The 17,423-nt window shown below is 68.7% G+C and carries 18 protein-coding genes; 9 read left to right on the top strand and 9 right to left on the bottom strand.

Annotation, left to right across the window (positions count from 1 at the left end):
• Positions 1-2: 2 nt before the first annotated feature.
• Genes FPY90_RS03925 through FPY90_RS03935 form a run of 3 tightly spaced genes read right to left on the bottom strand, consistent with a single transcriptional unit; the run spans position 3 to position 1,667 of the window.
• Positions 3-680, bottom strand: a complete 678-nt coding sequence (locus FPY90_RS03925) for an NADPH-dependent F420 reductase (RefSeq protein ID WP_498683938.1) — start codon at positions 678-680, stop codon at positions 3-5.
• A gap of 52 nt (positions 681-732) precedes the next feature.
• On the bottom strand, positions 733-1,164 hold the full coding sequence (locus tag FPY90_RS03930; RefSeq protein WP_498683940.1) for a VOC family protein: 432 nt from the start codon (positions 1,162-1,164) through the stop codon (positions 733-735).
• A gap of 59 nt (positions 1,165-1,223) precedes the next feature.
• Positions 1,224-1,667: a hypothetical protein gene (locus FPY90_RS03935; RefSeq protein WP_498683942.1), complete on the bottom strand. Its 444-nt coding sequence runs from the start codon at positions 1,665-1,667 to the stop codon at positions 1,224-1,226.
• A 230-nt stretch (positions 1,668-1,897) separates the two neighbouring features.
• Here FPY90_RS03935 and FPY90_RS03940 point away from each other — a divergent pair, with 230 nt between their 5' ends.
• The 5 genes from FPY90_RS03940 to mtnN all read left to right on the top strand — a co-directional run bounded on the left by FPY90_RS03940 (position 1,898) and on the right by mtnN (position 6,245).
• Entirely contained in the window at positions 1,898-2,551 is a 654-nt protein-coding gene (locus FPY90_RS03940; protein ID WP_498683943.1) for a dihydrofolate reductase family protein, read from the top strand.
• A 92-nt stretch (positions 2,552-2,643) separates the two neighbouring features.
• Complete coding sequence (locus FPY90_RS03945; RefSeq protein WP_498683945.1) at positions 2,644-3,357, top strand: VOC family protein; 714 nt, start codon at positions 2,644-2,646, stop codon at positions 3,355-3,357.
• Positions 3,358-3,466: 109 nt separating this feature from the next.
• A complete protein-coding gene (locus FPY90_RS03950) occupies positions 3,467-4,840 on the top strand; it encodes an NAD-dependent succinate-semialdehyde dehydrogenase (RefSeq protein ID WP_498683947.1) in 1,374 nt (457 codons plus the stop codon).
• Between the two features lie 170 nt (positions 4,841-5,010).
• Entirely contained in the window at positions 5,011-5,478 is a 468-nt protein-coding gene (locus tag FPY90_RS03955) for an S-ribosylhomocysteine lyase (protein WP_498683948.1), read from the top strand.
• Positions 5,475-6,245, top strand: a complete 771-nt coding sequence (gene mtnN, locus FPY90_RS03960) for a 5'-methylthioadenosine/S-adenosylhomocysteine nucleosidase (protein ID WP_498683949.1) — start codon at positions 5,475-5,477, stop codon at positions 6,243-6,245. The genes FPY90_RS03955 and mtnN overlap by 4 nt, the downstream gene beginning before the upstream one ends.
• 67 nt (positions 6,246-6,312) lie before the next feature.
• On the opposite strand, the gene lplAB is transcribed toward mtnN, so the two are convergent.
• From lplAB to FPY90_RS03985, 5 genes are all read right to left on the bottom strand, one after another.
• Positions 6,313-7,380: a lipoate-protein ligase LplAB gene (lplAB, locus tag FPY90_RS03965; RefSeq protein WP_498683951.1), complete on the bottom strand. Its 1,068-nt coding sequence runs from the start codon at positions 7,378-7,380 to the stop codon at positions 6,313-6,315.
• A gap of 155 nt (positions 7,381-7,535) precedes the next feature.
• Positions 7,536-7,793 carry a type B 50S ribosomal protein L31 gene (locus FPY90_RS03970; protein ID WP_071215183.1) on the bottom strand — a complete coding sequence of 86 codons (258 nt, stop codon included), beginning with the start codon at positions 7,791-7,793 and terminating at the stop codon, positions 7,536-7,538.
• A 160-nt stretch (positions 7,794-7,953) separates the two neighbouring features.
• On the bottom strand, positions 7,954-8,826 hold the full coding sequence (locus FPY90_RS03975; RefSeq protein WP_498683953.1) for a TrmH family RNA methyltransferase: 873 nt from the start codon (positions 8,824-8,826) through the stop codon (positions 7,954-7,956).
• Entirely contained in the window at positions 8,826-9,629 is an 804-nt protein-coding gene (locus FPY90_RS03980) for a sulfite exporter TauE/SafE family protein (protein WP_071214961.1), read from the bottom strand. The genes FPY90_RS03975 and FPY90_RS03980 overlap by 1 nt, the downstream gene beginning before the upstream one ends.
• Before the next feature lie 96 nt (positions 9,630-9,725).
• Complete coding sequence (locus FPY90_RS03985; RefSeq protein ID WP_071214960.1) at positions 9,726-10,511, bottom strand: ABC transporter ATP-binding protein; 786 nt, start codon at positions 10,509-10,511, stop codon at positions 9,726-9,728.
• 129 nt (positions 10,512-10,640) lie between these two features.
• Here FPY90_RS03985 and serB point away from each other — a divergent pair, with 129 nt between their 5' ends.
• From serB to FPY90_RS04005, 4 genes are all read left to right on the top strand, one after another.
• Positions 10,641-11,549 (top strand): phosphoserine phosphatase SerB, encoded by a 909-nt coding sequence (gene serB / locus FPY90_RS03990; protein ID WP_071214959.1) that lies wholly within the window; start codon positions 10,641-10,643, stop codon positions 11,547-11,549.
• A gap of 160 nt (positions 11,550-11,709) precedes the next feature.
• Positions 11,710-13,407 carry a VanW family protein gene (locus tag FPY90_RS03995; RefSeq protein ID WP_071214958.1) on the top strand — a complete coding sequence of 566 codons (1,698 nt, stop codon included), beginning with the start codon at positions 11,710-11,712 and terminating at the stop codon, positions 13,405-13,407.
• A 183-nt stretch (positions 13,408-13,590) separates the two neighbouring features.
• On the top strand, positions 13,591-15,594 hold the full coding sequence (locus FPY90_RS04000; protein ID WP_498683956.1) for an ABC1 kinase family protein: 2,004 nt from the start codon (positions 13,591-13,593) through the stop codon (positions 15,592-15,594).
• 103 nt (positions 15,595-15,697) lie between these two features.
• Positions 15,698-16,504: an isocitrate lyase/PEP mutase family protein gene (locus FPY90_RS04005; RefSeq protein WP_071214956.1), complete on the top strand. Its 807-nt coding sequence runs from the start codon at positions 15,698-15,700 to the stop codon at positions 16,502-16,504.
• Positions 16,505-16,612: 108 nt separating this feature from the next.
• Here the strand turns inward: FPY90_RS04005 and FPY90_RS04010 are convergent, their stop codons facing one another.
• Positions 16,613-17,359: an SDR family oxidoreductase gene (locus FPY90_RS04010; RefSeq protein ID WP_071214955.1), complete on the bottom strand. Its 747-nt coding sequence runs from the start codon at positions 17,357-17,359 to the stop codon at positions 16,613-16,615.
• Between the last annotated feature and the right edge of the window lie 64 nt (positions 17,360-17,423).

Raw genomic sequence — 17,423 nt, forward strand, 5'->3', positions numbered from 1 at the left:
GCTCAGCGGATGATCATGAAGTTGAACTCCGAGGTCCCCAGCGCGCCCCAGAGCCGCAACCAGATCGGCATGAGCATTTCGGCCCCGCGTGCGGTGGTGATGTCGCCCAGGTCGATCACGTCCCGGTGGCCGAGGTCGGCCAGGAGCCCGGTGACGGTGTCCTTGGCGTCGGAATCGTTCCCGGAGACGAAGACCGTGCCCGGTTCGGGCAACCGCGTCGGGTAGGCCATCAGCCCGGCGGTGAGGGTGTTGAGGGATTTGACGACGCGGGCCGCGGGATGGGCGCGCTGGATCTGCTCCCCGAGCGAATCGCTGTCCTTGACCAGGAGGGTCGGCGGCATCCCGTGGCCGAAATCCAGCGGGTTGGCAACGTCCAGGATGATCTTTCCCCCAAGGTTTCCGGCCCCGGCCAGGGCCAGCACGTCCAGGGAGGCGGCCCCGTGGGTGGCGTTGACGACCAGCTCCGCGCTGGCAGCGGCGTCGGCGAAGGACTCCAGGAAGATGCCGGGGTTCCCCGCCGCCCAGTCTGCAAACGGCGCGGCGCCCATGGCCCCGGGCCCGGTGCGCGAGGTGGTCGCCGCCGGGTCGCGCGTGCCGACGGTGACGTCGTGCCCGAGCTCGGCCAGGCGCGCCGCGAGCGTGCGTCCGACGGTGCCGGTTCCCAGCACTGCAATCTTCATGGCGGCAACTTCCAGTTTGGCATGGCGGTTTTGGATAGGTCCACGGGAGGGCCTAGCGGATGCAGAACTCGTTGCCCTCCGGGTCGGCCAGCGTGTACCAGGTAAAGGGGCCCTGCGCGGCCGCGTGCAGGAACGTGGCCCCGCGGGCCAACAGCTTGCCGCGCACCTCCTCGATGTCGCCCAGGTCAAGGTCGAGGTGGACCCGGTTCTTCACGGTCTTGGCCTCGGGCACCAGCTGGAAGAGGATCCGCTGGCGCGGCACCTTCCCCAGCTGGTCCAGCGGGCAGATCCCGGCCCCGCTGCGCCACGCGAGCTCGCCGTCGAAGATCAACGTCTCGTCCTCGCTGGCATGGCCCTCGTCGATCATTTTCTGGATGAAGTCCGGGTCGCTGGGTTCCACGGTCCAGCCGAGCGTTTCGGCCCACCACACGGCCTGCTGGTGCGGGTTGGCGCTGTCGACGGTGATCTGAATAGAGAGGTCCATGGGCACACGCTATTCCGCCGGAGAGCCCGATTCAAGGTGCGGTCAAATTGGCGTTTGCGTTAGGGCTTCGCAGTGGTGCCCCAGACGGCACGCTCCAGGGTTTCCAACCGGCGTTCCAACATGGTGACTCGCTCAACCAATGATTGACCGGAATTGGTGACATTCTTGGGCTGTTTGGCTTGCGGTCGGTTTCGCGGCAGCGGCTTTGGCATGCCCCTCAAAGCCTGAGCCAGGGGTCCCAGCACCAGATCCTTGTTCCATCGTGGATACCGGTGGAATCCCTCGGCAGTCTTGACGGTTACATATACTGCGGCTTTAGAGTCCAAGGCTTCCGGTGTCGCATCTTTCGCCTCTGGCATCAGCAGGCCCACCGAGCGCAGCAGGTCGCCCACATGGACGGCCGTGATTCCGAGGTCCTGCCCCAGTTCCTTTTGGCCCCAAAAAACTTCTCGGCTCACTTCGCAATGGTCGTCGTCGTATAGGGGCTGCAGTGGCTTCTCCATGCTTCCGGATACTACCGATTGCCACTGACAGAATGGTTCGGCGCGACGACGTCGTGTGTCCGGGCCAATGGATTTCTTCCCATGCGACACCACTGGCGCCCCACATTCTGGACATCACCAAAGCGACGGGGGTCTCGCTGCTTGGCTGGACCGGTGTCTAGTCCTATGCTGGTGGCGGACACAGGCAGGCCCGCGCCTGTCAGCAACAACGACGGTCAAGCGAGGACACCATGTCAAAGGTCAGGGTCCACAATTTCAGCGTCTCGATCGACGGCTACGGCGCCGGCATCAACCAGGGCATCGACGACCCGCTCGGCGTGCGTGGGGAAGAACTGCACGGATGGGTGTTCTCAACCGCATGCTGGCACGAACGCAGCGGCGAACCCGGTGGCAGCACCGGAACGGACGATGCGTGGCTGCGCGCCGGGGATACGGGGATCGGCGCCACCGTCATGGGCCGGAACATGTTCGGGCCCATCCGCGGACCCTGGGACGCCGACGACGAAGCGGCCTCCTGGCGCGGCTGGTGGGGCGAATCCCCGCCCTACGGGCACGACGTCTTTGTGCTCACGCACCATCCACGCCACCCGCTTCCGATGTCCGGAGGCACCACCTTCCACTTCGTGGCCGACGGGTTGCCCGCAGCGCTCGAAGCGGCCCGCAGCGCCGCGCACGGAGCCGACATCCGTCTTGGCGGCGGTGTGGCGACGGTGCGCGAGGCGGTGGCCGCCGGGCTGGTGGACGAGTTGCACCTGGCCTTCGCCCCGGTGCTGTTGGGCGCCGGCGAAAGGCTGTTCACCGGAAACTGGGTCGCGGACGGCTACCGGGTGGCCGAGTCGCAACAGGGCGAAGGGGCCTTCCACGTGCGGTTGCTGCGGGCCTGATGAAATTGCTCCGGGGACCGGGGCGCTCCCAAGCCCCGGGCGGAGGCCGGTTGCCCGGGCTTCCGGTTCACTCCGGGGGTAGTCTTGGCCCCATGTATCTGGAAAACATCGTTTTCGACGCGGTCGACCCGCGGCGCCTCGGACTGTTTTGGCAGGAACTGCTGGGCTGCGAACAACTCACCGACACCCCCGAAGGGTTTGAGACCCGGCTGTCCGTCCCGGGCGGCCCCACCCTGGATCTGTGCTTCCAGCCGGTTCCCGAGCCGCCGCGCGACCCGGTGAGGCTGCACCTGGATCTGCGCGGCGGACCGGAACAGGAGTCGGTGGTGGCGGCGGCACTGGCGCTCGGGGCCACACGCCTGGACATCGGGCAGGGCGAGGTCCCGTGGGTGGTGCTGGGAGATCCGGAATCCAACGCGTTCTGTGTGATGGAGGACCGGGCCGCCTACCGCGGCACCGGGCCGATCGCCGCCCTCCCGCTGGACAGCGCGGATCCCGAGAGGGACGCCGGGTTCTGGGCCTGGCTGACCGGGTGGAGCGTGCTGGACGAGGACCCGCGGACCCTTCGCCACCACTCGCGGCGCGGTCCCCTGTTGGCCCTGTGCCAGGAACCTGCGCCCAAGGCGGAGGCGAAGAACCGGACGCACCTGGATGTGCGCCTGGAAGCGGGCGACGACCCCGAGGCGGTGGCGGCAGGAATCGTTGCCCGCGGCGGGCGGGAACTTCACCCGAATTGGGGCGAGCTTCGCTGGCGCATCTACCAGGACCCCTCGGGCAACGAATTCTGCGTGCTGCCCGCAAGCTAGCGTGGAGGCACCGCGACGGCCACGCCGCGCCCGGGGCCGGTTGGTGATCGGGCGCACACGTGGCATACGGTGGCAGGACAACCCTGTTCTGCCGTTCCAAGGAGTGCCCATGAGTGTTTATGCCGTCACCAACCCCGCCACCGGCGTCGTCGAGGCGACCTACCCCACGGCCACCGATGCCGACATCCAGGCGGCCCTGGGCCTCGCCCATGCGGCCTTCGGTGCCTGGAACACCTCCCGGATCGCCACCCGCGCGGCCCTGCTGGACCGCGTCGCGGACCTCTACGAGGAGCGCCGCGACGAGCTGGCCGCGATCATCACCCGCGAAATGGGCAAGCCGGTCTTCCAGGCCGGCAAGGAAATCGACATCACCGTGTCGATCTACCGGTACTACGCGGCCAACGGCGAGAAGTTCCTCAAAGATGAGCAGCTGGAGGTCGCCTCCGGCGGCACCGCGGTGATCCGCAAGGAGGGCGTGGGCGTGCTTCTGGGCATCATGCCGTGGAACTTCCCGTACTACCAGGTCGCCCGCTTCGCCGCGCCGAACCTGATGAACGGCAACACCATCCTGCTCAAGCACGCCCCGCAGTGCCCCGAATCCGCGTTGGCCATGGAGAGGATCTTCGCCGACGCCGGGGCCCCGGAGGGCGCCTACGTGAACGTGTTCGCCACCAACGACCAGGTCGCCGATGTTATCTCCGATCCCCGCGTGCAGGGCGTCTCGCTCACCGGCTCCGAGCGCGCCGGTTCCGCGGTGGCGGAAATCGCCGGGCGCAACCTGAAGAAGGTCGTGCTGGAACTCGGCGGCTCCGACCCGTTCCTGGTGCTGGAGGACGCCAACGTGAAGCGTGCGGCCAAACAGGCCATGATGGGCCGCTTCGGCAACACCGGCCAGGCCTGCAACGCCGCCAAGCGCATCATCGTCGACGCCTCGGTCTACGACGAGTTCGTCGAGGACTTCACCGGCGCGGTCGCCGGCATCAAGGTCGGGGACCCGGCACACCCGGAGACCTTCCTCGGCCCGCTGTCCTCCGCCGCGGCCCGGGACGGCCTGGCGGCCCAGGTGCAGGATGCCATCGACAAGGGAGCGACGGTGCTCGCCGGCGGAGCTCCCCTTCAGGGCGAGGGGTCCTTCTTCGCCCCGACGGTGCTGGCCGATGTCACCCCGCAGATGCGCGCCTACGCCGAGGAGCTCTTCGGCCCGGTGGCCGTGCTCTACAAGGTCTCCGGCGACGAGGAAGCGGTGGCCCTGGCCAACAGCTCGGCCTACGGGCTGGGCGCCTCGATCCAGACGCAGGACATGGACCGGGCGCACGCAATCGCCCGGCAGCTGGAGGTCGGCATGGTCTCGATCAACCAGACCAGCGGGTCCGCCGCCGAGCTGCCCTTCGGCGGCGTGAAGCGCTCGGGCGTCGGCCGGGAGCTGGGCAAGTACGGCATGGAGGAGTTCGTGAACCGCAAGCTGGTCACCTTCCGCGGCTAGCCCGGCTCCCGGCGTGCCACGCCCGGTCAGGGCGTGGCACGCCCGGTCCGGGCGTGGGCGGGTGTGAGGCAATCGGCATCCGACGCGCAGCCCACGCCGGATAGAATTGGGGAAACACGTCCCGCGCCCGGGCAGGCCCGGGACCAAAACACCGGCAGGAAAGCGCAACCATGAACCCTGAACGCATGAATGTTGAGTCCTTCAACCTCGACCACCGCACGGTCGCGGCACCCTATGTGCGCGTCGCGGACCGCAAGGTGCTCCCGCAGGGGGACGTCATTACCAAATATGACGTGCGATTCACCCAGCCGAATGTGGCCCACCTGGACATGAAGGCCATCCACTCCCTGGAGCACCTGTTCGCCGAGTCCTCCCGCAACCACTCGGACTCCGTCATCGATTTCTCCCCCATGGGCTGCCAGACCGGCTACTACCTGATCCTGCAGGGCGAACCCGACGTCCCGGGGACCTCGAACCTCATCGAGGCCACCCTCACCGACGTGCTCAAGGCCACCGAGGTCCCCGCCGCCAACGAAATCCAGTGCGGCTGGGGCGCCAACCACTCGCTCGCCGACGCCCAGGACGCCGCCCGCGCCTTCCTGGCCGCCCGTGCCGTCTGGGAACAGGTCACCGCGTGAGCCCGATCGACGTCGTTATCATCACCGCCATGGAGGAAGAAACCCTCCCGTTCCTCGAGCGGGCCTCCGCGGTGGGCGAAGAAGTGCGCATCGGCAACTCGATCCAGCGCACCGGCACCCTTGACGGGCTTAACGTGCTCTTCGTGCGCGGCGGCATCGGCCTGGTCAATGCGACCGGCGCCGCCACCGCGGCCCTGCTGCGCGCGGGCCGGGAGGCCCCCGGGGCCCCCGCGCCGCTGGTCATCAGCGCCGGCAGCGCCGGCGGTCTGGGAGAGTCCGTGCGGGTGGGAGACGTAGTCGTCGGATCGGCGGTCATCAACGCCGATGCCGACGCGCGCGCCTTCGGCTACGAGCTCGGGCAGGTCCCGGGCATGCCCGCCTCCTACCCGGTGCCGCAGGCCCTGCTCGAAGCCAGCGACATCGGCACCCCCGGGCACGGCATCGTGCAGACCGTGCACCACGGGCTGCTGGTCTCCAGCTATTCCTTCGTCGGCCACGAACGCTCCGCCGTCATCAAGGGGCAGTTCGACGGCGTGCTGGCCACCGACATGGAATCCTCGGCGATCGCCCAGACCTGTGCCTCGTTCGGCGCCCCGTTCCTGGCGATCCGCGGGATCTCCGACCTCTGCGGGCCGGCCTCCGACGCGGACTTCCTCACCCACGTCGATGACGCCGCCGAACGCTCGGCGGCCATCACCTGCGCGGTGCTTGGTTCCTGGCAGCTGGCCGGATCCCCGCGCGCGGACGCCGTGCCGGCCTTCGCCTGAGACCAGGTGGCCCGCGCGGGTCCGGGCGGTTGATCCCCGGGCCCGCGCGGGCCTTTGGGCAGCGCCCTTACGGGACCCGCGCGGTCCAGGCCTCGGTGGCGAACTTCGAGGCCGCCAGCTGGCGGGCCGCCTCCCGCGTGGCCGCATCGACCGCCCCGGTGGAAGCGTCGTATCGGCGGGTGAAGGTGTCGATCATGGCGGAGATGATTTCCGCGCGGCCGAGCCGCGACTGGCTTTTGAGCGGATCCACGCGCTTGACCGCGGAGGCGATGCCCTTGTCGGAGATCTTCTCCCGGCCGATGCGCAGCACCTGCAGCATCTTTTCCGCATCGATGTCGTAGCTCATGGTCACGTGGTGCAGCACCACGCCGCCGGCCAGCCGCTTCTGCGCGGCCCCGCCGATCTTCCCGGAGTCGGTGGCGATGTCGTTCAGCGGCTTGTAGTGCGCCTTCACGCCCACCGTGGCCAGGGCCTCCATGACCCAGGCGTCAAGGAACGGGTAGGAGTCGGCGAAGCTCATGCCGTCGACCAGCGACGAGGGCAGGTAGAGCGAGTAGGTGATGCAGTTTCCCGCCTCCATGAACATCGCACCTCCCCCGCTGATCCGCCGGATGACCTGGATGCCGTGTTCGGCCGCGGCCTGCGCATCGACCTCGTTGCGCACCGACTGGAAGGATCCGATCACCACGCCCGAGTCGTTCCAGTCCCAGATGCGCAGGCTCGGCCCGCGTTCCCCGGAGGCGACCTGGCGGGCCAGCACCTCGTCGAGGGCCACGTTCTCGATGATCGGCATGGTCTCGGGTCCGATGACTTCCCACCGGTGGTCGGCCCAGGAGGTCGCGTGGCCCAGCGCGCGGCGCACCACCCGGGCCACGGCATCGGCGTCGAACCCGAACATCACCGCTCCCTCGCGCAGTCCCGCTGCCACGGCATCGCGCACCACGGAGTGTTCGACGTTTTCCGGCAGGCCCACCAGGGCCTCGTTCAGGTCGACCAGTGCCTCGTCGGGCTCCAGGAAGAAGTCCCCGTTCAGCGAAGCGACGGCGATCTTCCCGTCCGCCACGACCAGGTCGACGACCACCAACTTGCCGCCGACCACCTTGTATTCACCATGATGCGTATAGCCCTGTGTCATGGACTCCATCCTATCCACCGGGCACCGCACCCCGCCAAGCGGCGCCCGGTGCCCGTCCGCCGGGGCCGGTTTTCGGGGTGGGACGTGGCGGGTTAAACAGCAACGGGACCCTCCCGAAGGGAAGGTCCCGTGTGCAGGCGTTGCGGGGGGAAGAATTACTTCTTGCCGCCGAAGCCCTTGAAGCGTGCGTTGAAGCGCTCGACGCGGCCGGCCGAGTCCATGATGCGCTGCTTGCCGGTGTAGAACGGGTGCGAGGCAGCCGAGATTTCGACGTCGATGACCGGGTAGGTGTTGCCGTCTTCCCACTCGATGGTCTTGTTGCTCTTCGCGGTCGAGCGCGTCAGGAACTTCTCGCCCGAGGCGAGGTCGTTGAACACGATCGTGTTGTACTGCGGGTGGGTATCAGCCTTCATGGAAAAACCTTTGTTCACGTCACTGGATTTTGCCAGCGACCAAATGTGCAAAACCGGCTTGCGGGATCACGAAGCCGACGTTCCAGTGTAGCCGAACAACCCAAGGATTTCGCAATTCGCGCGCAGGTCGCAGGGCGGTTGCCGGCCGCCGAACCTTCGCTCAGGGGGTGCGGAGACGCAGTTCCCAGAAGGCGACCGCAGCGGCGGCAGCCACGTTGAGCGAATCCATGCCCGGTCGCATCGGGATCATCACGTGGCGGTCGACGGCCTCCAGCACCGCGTCGGACACCCCGGCGCCCTCGGTGCCCAGCACCAGCGCGAGCCTGGGGACCTCCAGCGCGGCCACCGCGTCGATGCGCTCGGCTCGTTCGGTCAGCTCCATCGCCGCCACCTGGAATCCGGCCGCGGAAAGCGCCTGCAGGTCCCCGGGCCAGGATTCCAGGCGCACCCACGGGACCTGGAACACCGCGCCCATCGACACCCGCACGGCCCGGCGGTAGAGCGGGTCGGCGCTGCGCGGGGTCAGCAGCACCGCATCGATGCCCAGGGCCGCCGCGGAGCGGAAGATCGCACCCAGGTTGGCGTGGTCGACCATGTCCTCGAGCACCGCGACCCGGCTTGCCGTGCGAAGGACCTCGGCAAGCTCCAGCGGTGCGGGCCGGTGGATCGCGGCCAGGGCCCCGCGGTGCAGGTGGAACCCGGTGACCGCCTCGAGCACCTCGTCGGGCCCGACGAAGACGGGCACCCCCGGGTGCGCCTCAAGCACCTCGGCGAGCCCGGCCAGCCGCTTGGGCGCCATGAAGAAGGAGCGCGGGCTGTGTCCGGCGGCCAGGGCGCGGCCGATGACCTTGGCGCCCTCGGCGATGTAGCGGCCGTTGGCCGGGTCCGCCTGCCGACGCAGCGCCGCGTCGGAGAGCGCCGCGTAGTCGGCGATCCGCGGGTCCTGGGCCGTGTGCAGGAACACCAGCCGCTCCCCCAGGCCCGGGCCCGCCCCCGGGCGGAGGGCCGCCTCGACGTCGAAATCCGGGGGCATCAGGAACCCATGAAGAGCTTGGCGACCATGTTGGCCAGGGCCACCAGGCCCAGGACCACGATGACCGCGCGCAGCCAGCCCGGGGAAAGCCTGCGCCCGACCTTCGCCCCGATGAAGCCGCCGATGAGCGAACCCACGGCGATCAGCAGCACCACCGGCCAGTGGATGCGTTCGGGAGCGAAGATCAGGTAGGAGATCGCCGCGACCAGGTTCACCACCAGGGACAGCACCACCTTGATGGCGTTGGACTGCTGCAGGGAGGCATGCAGGAAGATCCCGAACACGGCCATCAGCAAGATGCCCTGGGCGGCGGTGAAGTAGCCGCCGTAGATGCCGATGAGGAACACCAGGATGTAGAGCGTTGGCCCGATGCGCGTCCGGTCGGCCTCGTCCGGGTTGACCCCGACACTGGCGGCCTGCCGCGACTTCGCCCAGGCCGAGAGCCGCGGCTGGAAGATCACCAGCAGCAGCGCGAGCACGATCAGCACCGGGGCGACGTAGCCGAACACGGTGTCGGGCAGGTGCAGCAGCAGCCAGGCGCCGATCAGCCCGCCGACCAGCGAGACCGGGACCAGCTTGAGCATCGTGCGCCAGACGCTGGCTGCCTCCCGCCGGTAGCCCCAGGCCCCGGAGAACCCTCCGGCGACCAGGCCCATGGCGTTGGAGACCACCGCGTTGACCGGAGCGAACCCCAGGGCCACCAGCACCGGGAAGGTGACCAGGGTTCCGGATCCGACGATGGTGTTGATGGTCCCGGCCCAGAGGCCCGCGAAGAAGATGATGATGTCGCGCCACAAGTCCACGCCGGATACAGCTCCTGAAATAGTTGAAAGTGCGTCGTAACAGGTGTGCCGCACCCCGGAAGCGGGATGCGGCACACCTCAAAAAGGCTGCCGGGGCTAGCGCTTGGCGACGGCGCTGTAGCGCCCGCCCTCGGCCCGCAGGCTCAGGGGCGTGTTGAAGGTCTCCGAGAGGTTCTCCTCGGTCAACGTCGTCTCGAGGGGGCCGGCGGCGACCACGCGGCCCTCGCGCAGCAGCAGCACGTGGGTGAAGCCCGGCGGGACCTCCTCGAGGTGGTGGGTGACCAGCACCATCGCCGGGGCCTCCTCGTCGGCGGCCAGCTCGCTCAGCCGGGCCACCAGGTCCTCGCGGCCGGCCAGGTCGAGTCCGGCTCCGGGCTCGTCGAGCAGCAGCAGTTCCGGGTCGGTCATCAGCGCCCTGGCGATCTGCACGCGCTTGCGCTCCCCTTCGGACAGGGTTGCGAAGGGGCGGTTGATCATGGTGGACATGCCCCAGTCGTGGAGCAGGGCGAACGCACGGCGCTCGTCCATCTTCTCGTAGGCCTCGCGCCAGCGCCCGGTCATCCCGTAGGAGGCGGTCAGCACGACGTTGAGCACGTTCTCGCCCTCGGGGATGTGGCTGGCCAGGGCCGCGGAGGACAGGCCGATGCGCGGGCGCAGCTCAAAGACGTCGACGGCCCCGAGCACCTCGCCCAGCACGCCCGCGACACCGCGGGTGGGGTGCATGCGGGCACCGGCGATCTGCAGCAGCGTGGTTTTTCCGGCGCCGTTGGGCCCCAGCACCACCCAACGCTCGCCCTCCTTTACCTGCCAGTTGATATCGGTCAGTAAGTCTTTGCGTCCGCGTACCACGGAGACGTCGGCCAGGCCCAGCACTTCATTCATGGGTAAAACACTAGGCCAGTGACCCGGTTTTGGCCCAACCGGACCCGGCCGGACGGCTGCCGCGGTGTTCCGCGCAACAAAGCGCACCCCGTTTTGGGCCAACGTGCCACGCCACGGGAGAATACAGGAATGCAATCCACCGCCTTCATCGTCTTTTATTCCGCCGCAGCCTCCTGCCCCGAACCCGTCGGGCTGCGTCGCACCCTGGCCGCGGCCGGCCACGAGGTCATCGAGGAGGCGGGGTTCACCGGCACCGGGCGCAGCGGGGCACGCTGGGAGGTTGCCGGCACGGTGCGCCAGCTCCGCGCCCTGGTGAACCCGCTGGACGCCCAGCTGGCCCGCTCCGAGGATCCCGCGGTGCGCGGCACCGCGATCGCCGTGGTCCCGGCCGAACTGGTGCGCGCCAAGAAGCTGTTGCTGGTGATGGACGTGGACTCGACCCTGATCAAGCAGGAAGTCATCGAGCTGCTCGCCGCCCACGCGGGCCGCGAAGCCGAGGTCACGGCGGTCACCGAGTCCGCGATGCGCGGGGAGCTGGACTTCGCCGCCTCGCTGCACGCCCGCGTGGCAACGCTGGCCGGGCTTGACGCGGCGGTGATCGACGCGGTGCGTGCGCGCCTGGAACTTTCCGACGGGGCCGCCGAGCTGATCGCGGCCTTCAAGGCCGCGGGGCACCACATCGCGGTGGTTTCCGGGGGCTTCGCCCAGATCCTTGATCCGCTGGCCGCCGAGCTCGGCCTGGACTTCGCCCGGGCCAACGACCTGGTCATCGCCGAGGGCAAGCTGACCGGGACCGTGGACGGCACCGTCGTGGACCGCGCCTTCAAGGAAGTGATGCTGCGCACCTGGGCCAAGGAGCTGGGCATCTCGATGGAACACACCATCGCCGCCGGCGACGGTGCCAACGACCTGGACATGGTCGGGGCCGCGGGGCTGGGCGTGGCGTTCAACGCCAAGCCGTTGCTGCGCGATGCCGCCGATGCCCGCATCGACCTGCCGCGGCTGGACATCATCGCCAACTTGGTAGGGATCTCATAACGATTTGCTACTAATGACCGGTTAATTACTCCGTCGTTTGGAGCCCCCCGGTAGGATGCAAAGGGCGGCACGGCCACGGTGCTGTGCGTCGCCGCCCAAGTCACGGTACGCCGGCGTGCCCCCGATGGAAGAGAAACCAGTCGTTTTGCTTAGTGAAGAATTGGGTCGCAGACAGCGCGGCCCGGAACGCAAGTCGCGCCGCGGCTGGCTCATAGCCGGCGCGTCCGTCGCACTGGCCGCAGGCCTCTACGCCGGCGCCGCCGCCTTTGTAGGATCGCAGATCCCCGCCAACACCACGGTGCACGGGGTCAACGTCGGCTCGCTCTCGGCGGAGGCCGCACGCCAGGTGCTCGAGCACAAGCTCTCCCCCGAGGCCGCCAAGAAGATCACCGTGGCGGTCAACGGGAAGGAAGAAACCCTCGATCCGGCCACCGCCGGCCTGGGCCTGGACATCGACCGGACCCTCGACGGGCTCACCGGCTTCGACCTGAACCCGGCCAACCTCATCAAGCGCGTCACCGGGCAGCTGCACATCGAGCCGGTCCTGGACGTCGACGACGCCAAGCTTCGCGGCGCCGTGGAGGCGCTGGCACCGAAGTTCGCAGCCAAGACCACCGAGGGCAAGCTGGCCTTCGACGGCGCCAAGCCCGTGCTGACCAAGCCCGTCACCGGCGTGGAGCTGAACCTCGACGAGTCGGTGACGGTGCTTGCCAACGGTTGGTTCGACGCCGCGGACCCCATCGCGCTTCCGGCCACGCTCACCGCCCCCAAGACCTCCCAGGAGACCCTTGAAAAGGCGCTCGAGGAGACCGCCAAGCCGCTGGTCGAAGGCCCGATCAAGCTCACCGACGGGAAATCCAGCGCCTCGCTGTCCCCGGCCCAACTGGCCGCGGCCGCATCCTTCAAGATCGCCGACGACGCGGTGACCATGTCCCTGGATCCGAAGAAGCTGGCCGAAGCCGCCAGCGAGGGTTCCGACGGGTTCAAGTCCTCCGCCAAGGACGCACGGATAGTGCTCTCCGGCGGCAAGCCCACCGTGATACCCTCGGCAACCGGCAAGTCCATCGACGCGGAGGGCCTGGACAAGCTGGTGCTGGCCGCCTCCCTGGACAAGGACCGCACCGCCAAGGTCAAGCTGGCCACCACGGTTCCGAAGCTGACCACCGAGGCGGCGAAGAAGCTGGGCGTGAAGGAAGCCATCGTGAACTTCTCCACCCCGTACCCGGCCTCCGACACCGTGCGCACCAAGAACCTCTACGCCGGCTCCAAGCGGCTCAACGGCGTGCTGGTGATGCCCGGGGAGACCTTCTCGCTGGAAAAGGCCCTGGGCCCGATCACCACCGCCAACGGATACTACGGCTCCGGCGTGGTGGTCAACGGCTTTGCCACCGAGGCCGTGGGCGGCGGGCTCTCGCAGATCTCCACCCAGATGTACAACGCCGGGTTCCTGGCCGGCTACGACGACATCACCCACAAGCCGCACAGCCGCTGGTTCGAGCGCTACCCCGCCGGCCGCGAGGCCACCCTCTGGGAGGGCCAGGTCGACATGGCGTGGAAGAACAACACCCCCTATGCCGTCATGATCGAGGCCTGGGTCGGCGGCGGCCGGGTGCACACGCGCCTGTGGTCCACCGACTACTGGACCGTGAAGTCGACCTCGAGCGCGAAGTACAACTTCACCAACCCGCGCACCACCTACAACCCGGCGGAAAAATGCGTGCCGGAAAGCGGCGGCAAGAAGGGCTTCTCCATCAACGTCACGCGTTCGCGGACCTCGGCCGAGAAGACGCTTCCGGCGGAGACCAAGTCCTGGACCTACCAGCCCTGGAACAAGGTCGTCTGCGGCAAGAAGCCCTAACCGCGGCCCGCATCGCCCGCCCAGGAGGCGTCCGACACCCGACACCGGGCGACGGGCGCCTCCTGTGTATCTGCCCCCATGTCGGCAACGGGTCGTTTCACGTAGTCTGGACCCGTGGGCCGCAAAAGCGCACCTGTCACGGCCCGGTTCTTCTCCTGTCGCCTACCCACCTGGAGCCCGAGATTGGATCCGACCGGCACCCCAGCGTTCCTCCCCCTCCTGCTGCTCTCCGCGGTCCTGACGGTGCTCTTCGCCTTGGCCGCGGCCTTTGCCGTGCGGCGCATCCTGGGAGTCCCGGTCGGATGGCCCCGCTCCTTCGGCGTCGGCCTGGTCGTCTGTTTCGGCGGCGCCCCGCTGACCACCGTCTTCCTGGCCCACTCCGGGATCGTCGACGCCGAAGACGCTGCGCGGGCGGTGGTGCCCACGCTCATGCTGTTCGGCCTCTCGATCGCCTGGGCCTTCGCGCTGGGCACCGGGCTGCTGGTGGCCGTGGAGGTGCTGTGGCCCACCGGCAGCCTGGGAACCCCGTGGGGCATGGTGAGCTCGCTGCGGGCATCGGGCGCGCGGCGCAAACGCTACCTGCAGGTCACCAGGACCGCCTTCCGCGAGGGCCTGCTGCGCCCGGTCAACGCGCGGTCGATGCAGGGCGGGACCCCGGAGGCGGCCCGGACGGCCCGGTCCCTGGCCGCCACGCTGGGCAAGTCCGGGGTCACGTTCATCAAGCTCGGCCAGATGCTTTCCACCCGGGCCGATGCGCTGCCCCCGGAATACAATGCCGAGTTGTCCCTGCTCCAGACGCGCGCCGAACCGGAACCCTTCGGCGCCTTGCGCCCGCTGCTGGAGGCGGCCCTGGGCCGGGACGCGGACGAGGTCTTCGCCTCGATCGACCCGGAGCCGCTGGCCTCCGCCTCGGTGGCGCAGGTGCACACCGCGGTGCTCAGGACCGGGCAGCGCGTCGTGGTCAAGATCCAGCGTCCGACGGCCCGCAAGCAGGTCAAGGTCGACCTGGACATCATCGAGCGGTTCGCGCGGATGCTCGAACGGCGCACCACCTGGGGCCGGGCGCTCGGGCTCGAATCCCTCGCCGTGGGTTTCGGGGTCTCGCTGCGCGAGGAATTGGACTACACCGTTGAACTGGCAAACATGCGTGCGGTGGCGGCGGGCAATCCCGCACTGAAGATCCCGGCGGTCTACCCGCAATACTCCTCCAACAAGGTGCTGGTCATGGAGCGCCTCGACGGCGAGCCGCTGGGCGAGGCCTGCCTGGAGGCCGAAACCCCCGATTCCCGCCGGAGGCTGGCCACGGAGCTCTTTGACGGAATCCTGCAGCAGGTGATCGTCGCCGGCGTCTTCCACTCCGACCTGCATCCGGGGAACATCCTGGTGCTGCGCCCCTCCGGCCCGAGCAGCGACGCTCCCGCAGGGCCCGCCCTGGCACTGCTGGACTTCGGTGCGGTGGGACGCCTCGGGCGCGACACCCGGATGTCGTTGGCGGGATTCATCGTGGCCGTCCAGGCTGACGACAACGTCGCGGCCACCGACCGCCTGCTGGAAATGGTGGAGCGGGCGCCCGCGCTGGACCGGCGCGCCCTTGAGCGGGGCATGGGCATCCTGCTCACGCACCTGGAGGGTTCGCCCGGTGTGCTCTTCACCAAGCTGTTCGGGCTGCTCCACAGACATTCCCTGGGCGTCCCGCCGCAACTGGCCGGCGCCTTGCGGGCCATCGGCGCACTGGAGGGAACCATCAAGCTGCTGGATCCGGGTTTCGACGTCATCGCGGAGGCACAACGGCGGTCACTGACGTGGATCTCGGCCATGACCACGCCCGAGGCGCTTCGGAACATGCTGGCCTCAAACGCGATCGGCTTCATCTCGACGCTGCAGCGGCTGCCGCGGAACCTGTCCATGCTGAATGAAAAAATCGAAAGCGGGAACCTGCAGGTCAACGTCCGGCAATTTGCCTCCCCCGCGGACCGCGGCTTCCTCACGGGGCTGGTCCACGAGGGCATCATCGCCGGGATCTCCATCGCCGCGATCATCGGCAGCATCCTGCTGATGGTCTCCGACTCCGGACCCATGCTGGCGCAGAACCTGCGGCTCTACCAGTTCCTGGGCTACACCCTCGCCTTGGGCGGATTCGTCTTTGGCTTGCGCTCCCTGGTGCGGATCCTGAACACCGGGAGGTGACACCCGTCGGCCGGTTCCCCGCAGCGGCACCGGTGAAGGCCCCCTTGTCGGGGCCTTGCCCCGCGCGTAGAGTCTGGGAACCGAACCACAACCGAGGTGTGCCATGCCCAGGTCCGATGACCGTGTCGCCGCGTTCCACCGCTTGCACTCCGGCGGGTGCTTCGTGATGCCCAACCCGTGGGATGCCGGCAGCGCCCGCGCCCTGGAACAGCTGGGCTTCAAGGCGCTGGCGACGACCAGTTCGGGGTTCGCCTGGACGACCGGCCACCCCGACCGCTCGGGCAACATCGACCAGGTGCTCGCCCATCTGCGCACCATCGTGGATTCCGTGCGCGTTCCGGTGAACGCGGACTTCGAGGGCGGCTACGCGGTCGATCCCGACGAGGTGGGGGCAAACGTCGCCAGGGCCGTGTCCACGGGGGTCGCGGGGCTGTCCATCGAGGATGCCTCGGGCGACCCGGAGGATCCGCTTTTCGATTTCGAGCTGGCCGTGGCGCGCATCCGGGCCGCACGCGAAGCGATCGACCGCAGCGGAACGGGTGTCTTGCTCACCGGGCGCTCCGAGGGCTTCGTCCATGGACGCCCCGACATCGACGAGACGATCCGCCGCCTGCGTGCCTTTGCACAGGCCGGCGCCGATTGCCTCTACGCCCCGTGGATCGTGTCCCTCGCGCATGTCTCGGCCATCGTTGCCGCGGTGGCCCCCAAGCCGGTGAACCTGCTGGTCAACGCCCCCTTCACCACCGTCGCACAAGCGGCGGAGCTCGGGGTGCGCCGGATCAGCGTGGGCGGCACGCTGGCGCGCACCGCCTGGGACGGGTTCCTGGGGGCCGCGCGGGAGATCGCGGAGCAGGGCACCTTCACCCGGTTCGAGGGCCTTCCCAACGTCGATGGCCTGCTCGGCAGCTGAACCGGTCCTGGTCCGAAGGCGCACACGTGCAAGGATCCCCGCCTCCGTGATCGGAAGCGGGGATCCTTGGGTTGCCGGCCGCGGGCCGTGCGGGAGGGAACCGCGGAGCTACTTCTTGAGGAAGTCGCCGGCCCCGCCGACGTACTCGGTGTGGCCGGTCGGGACATCGGCGGTGACCATCGCTGCGACCTCGCCGCCGAACTCCACCACGGAGTACAGCTTGCCGGCGGCGGCACGGCGGGCCTCGATCGCGCCGGGCTCGGCACGGTCCAGCAGCGTCGCGGTGATGGTGCCCTCGATCATGTCGCCGGAGACCACCACGAAGGTGATGCCCTTGGCCTCGAGTGCCGGGATGAATTCGCGCAGCGCGAGCTCCCCGGCGCGCTTGGAGCGGGCCACCGGCTCGTAGGCGTCCATGGTTTCGACCTGGTCGATGAAGTGTGCCTGGTGGCTGGTGACGAACACGACGCGGGAGCCCGGGGCCATCTTCGCGGTGGCGGCCTCGAGCATGGCGACCTGGGCGTCGCGGTTCAGGCGCAGCGCGTAGTCCTCGCCGAGGCCCGATTCCATGCCGCCGGAGGCGTTGAGCACCAGCACGTCGAGCGAGCCGAAGTTCTCGATGGCCGCATCGACCAGTGCGGCAGGTCCCTCGGGTCCGGTCAGGTCGGCGCCCACGGCCACCGCGCGGCCGCCGGCCTCGGTGATGCCGGCAACGATCTTGTTGGCGCGCGGTGCCTTCTGGCGGTAGTTGATGACCACGCCGGCACCCTGTGCGGCGAGGATCTTGGCTACTTCGGCGCCAATGCCCCGGGACGACCCGGTGACGATCGCGGACTTGCCCGTGAGATCGGTCATTTACACTCCTTGTGCATCACTGCTTGAAAATTACTGGTTCCCCGCCGGTGCTGGGGGAACTTGG

Origin of the sequence: Arthrobacter sp. C2 (assembly GCA_024207135.1) — a bacterium.
Classification (GTDB): domain Bacteria; phylum Actinomycetota; class Actinomycetes; order Actinomycetales; family Micrococcaceae; genus Paeniglutamicibacter.

Coding starts and splice junctions, on each gene's coding strand:
- FPY90_RS03950 (WP_498683947.1), top strand. CDS start 3,467: ATGAGTGTTTATGCCGTCACCAACCCCGCCACCGGCGTCGTCGAGGCG.
- FPY90_RS03935 (WP_498683942.1), bottom strand. CDS start 1,667: ATGGAGAAGCCACTGCAGCCCCTATACGACGACGACCATTGCGAAGTG.
- FPY90_RS04005 (WP_071214956.1), top strand. CDS start 15,698: ATGCCCAGGTCCGATGACCGTGTCGCCGCGTTCCACCGCTTGCACTCC.
- FPY90_RS03975 (WP_498683953.1), bottom strand. CDS start 8,826: ATGCCCCCGGATTTCGACGTCGAGGCGGCCCTCCGCCCGGGGGCGGGC.
- FPY90_RS03955 (WP_498683948.1), top strand. CDS start 5,011: ATGAACCCTGAACGCATGAATGTTGAGTCCTTCAACCTCGACCACCGC.
- FPY90_RS03970 (WP_071215183.1), bottom strand. CDS start 7,793: ATGAAGGCTGATACCCACCCGCAGTACAACACGATCGTGTTCAACGAC.
- serB (WP_071214959.1), top strand. CDS start 10,641: ATGCAATCCACCGCCTTCATCGTCTTTTATTCCGCCGCAGCCTCCTGC.
- FPY90_RS03930 (WP_498683940.1), bottom strand. CDS start 1,164: ATGGACCTCTCTATTCAGATCACCGTCGACAGCGCCAACCCGCACCAG.
- lplAB (WP_498683951.1), bottom strand. CDS start 7,380: ATGACACAGGGCTATACGCATCATGGTGAATACAAGGTGGTCGGCGGC.
- FPY90_RS04010 (WP_071214955.1), bottom strand. CDS start 17,359: ATGACCGATCTCACGGGCAAGTCCGCGATCGTCACCGGGTCGTCCCGG.
- FPY90_RS03925 (WP_498683938.1), bottom strand. CDS start 680: ATGAAGATTGCAGTGCTGGGAACCGGCACCGTCGGACGCACGCTCGCG.
- FPY90_RS03985 (WP_071214960.1), bottom strand. CDS start 10,511: ATGAATGAAGTGCTGGGCCTGGCCGACGTCTCCGTGGTACGCGGACGC.
- FPY90_RS03945 (WP_498683945.1), top strand. CDS start 2,644: ATGTATCTGGAAAACATCGTTTTCGACGCGGTCGACCCGCGGCGCCTC.
- FPY90_RS03940 (WP_498683943.1), top strand. CDS start 1,898: ATGTCAAAGGTCAGGGTCCACAATTTCAGCGTCTCGATCGACGGCTAC.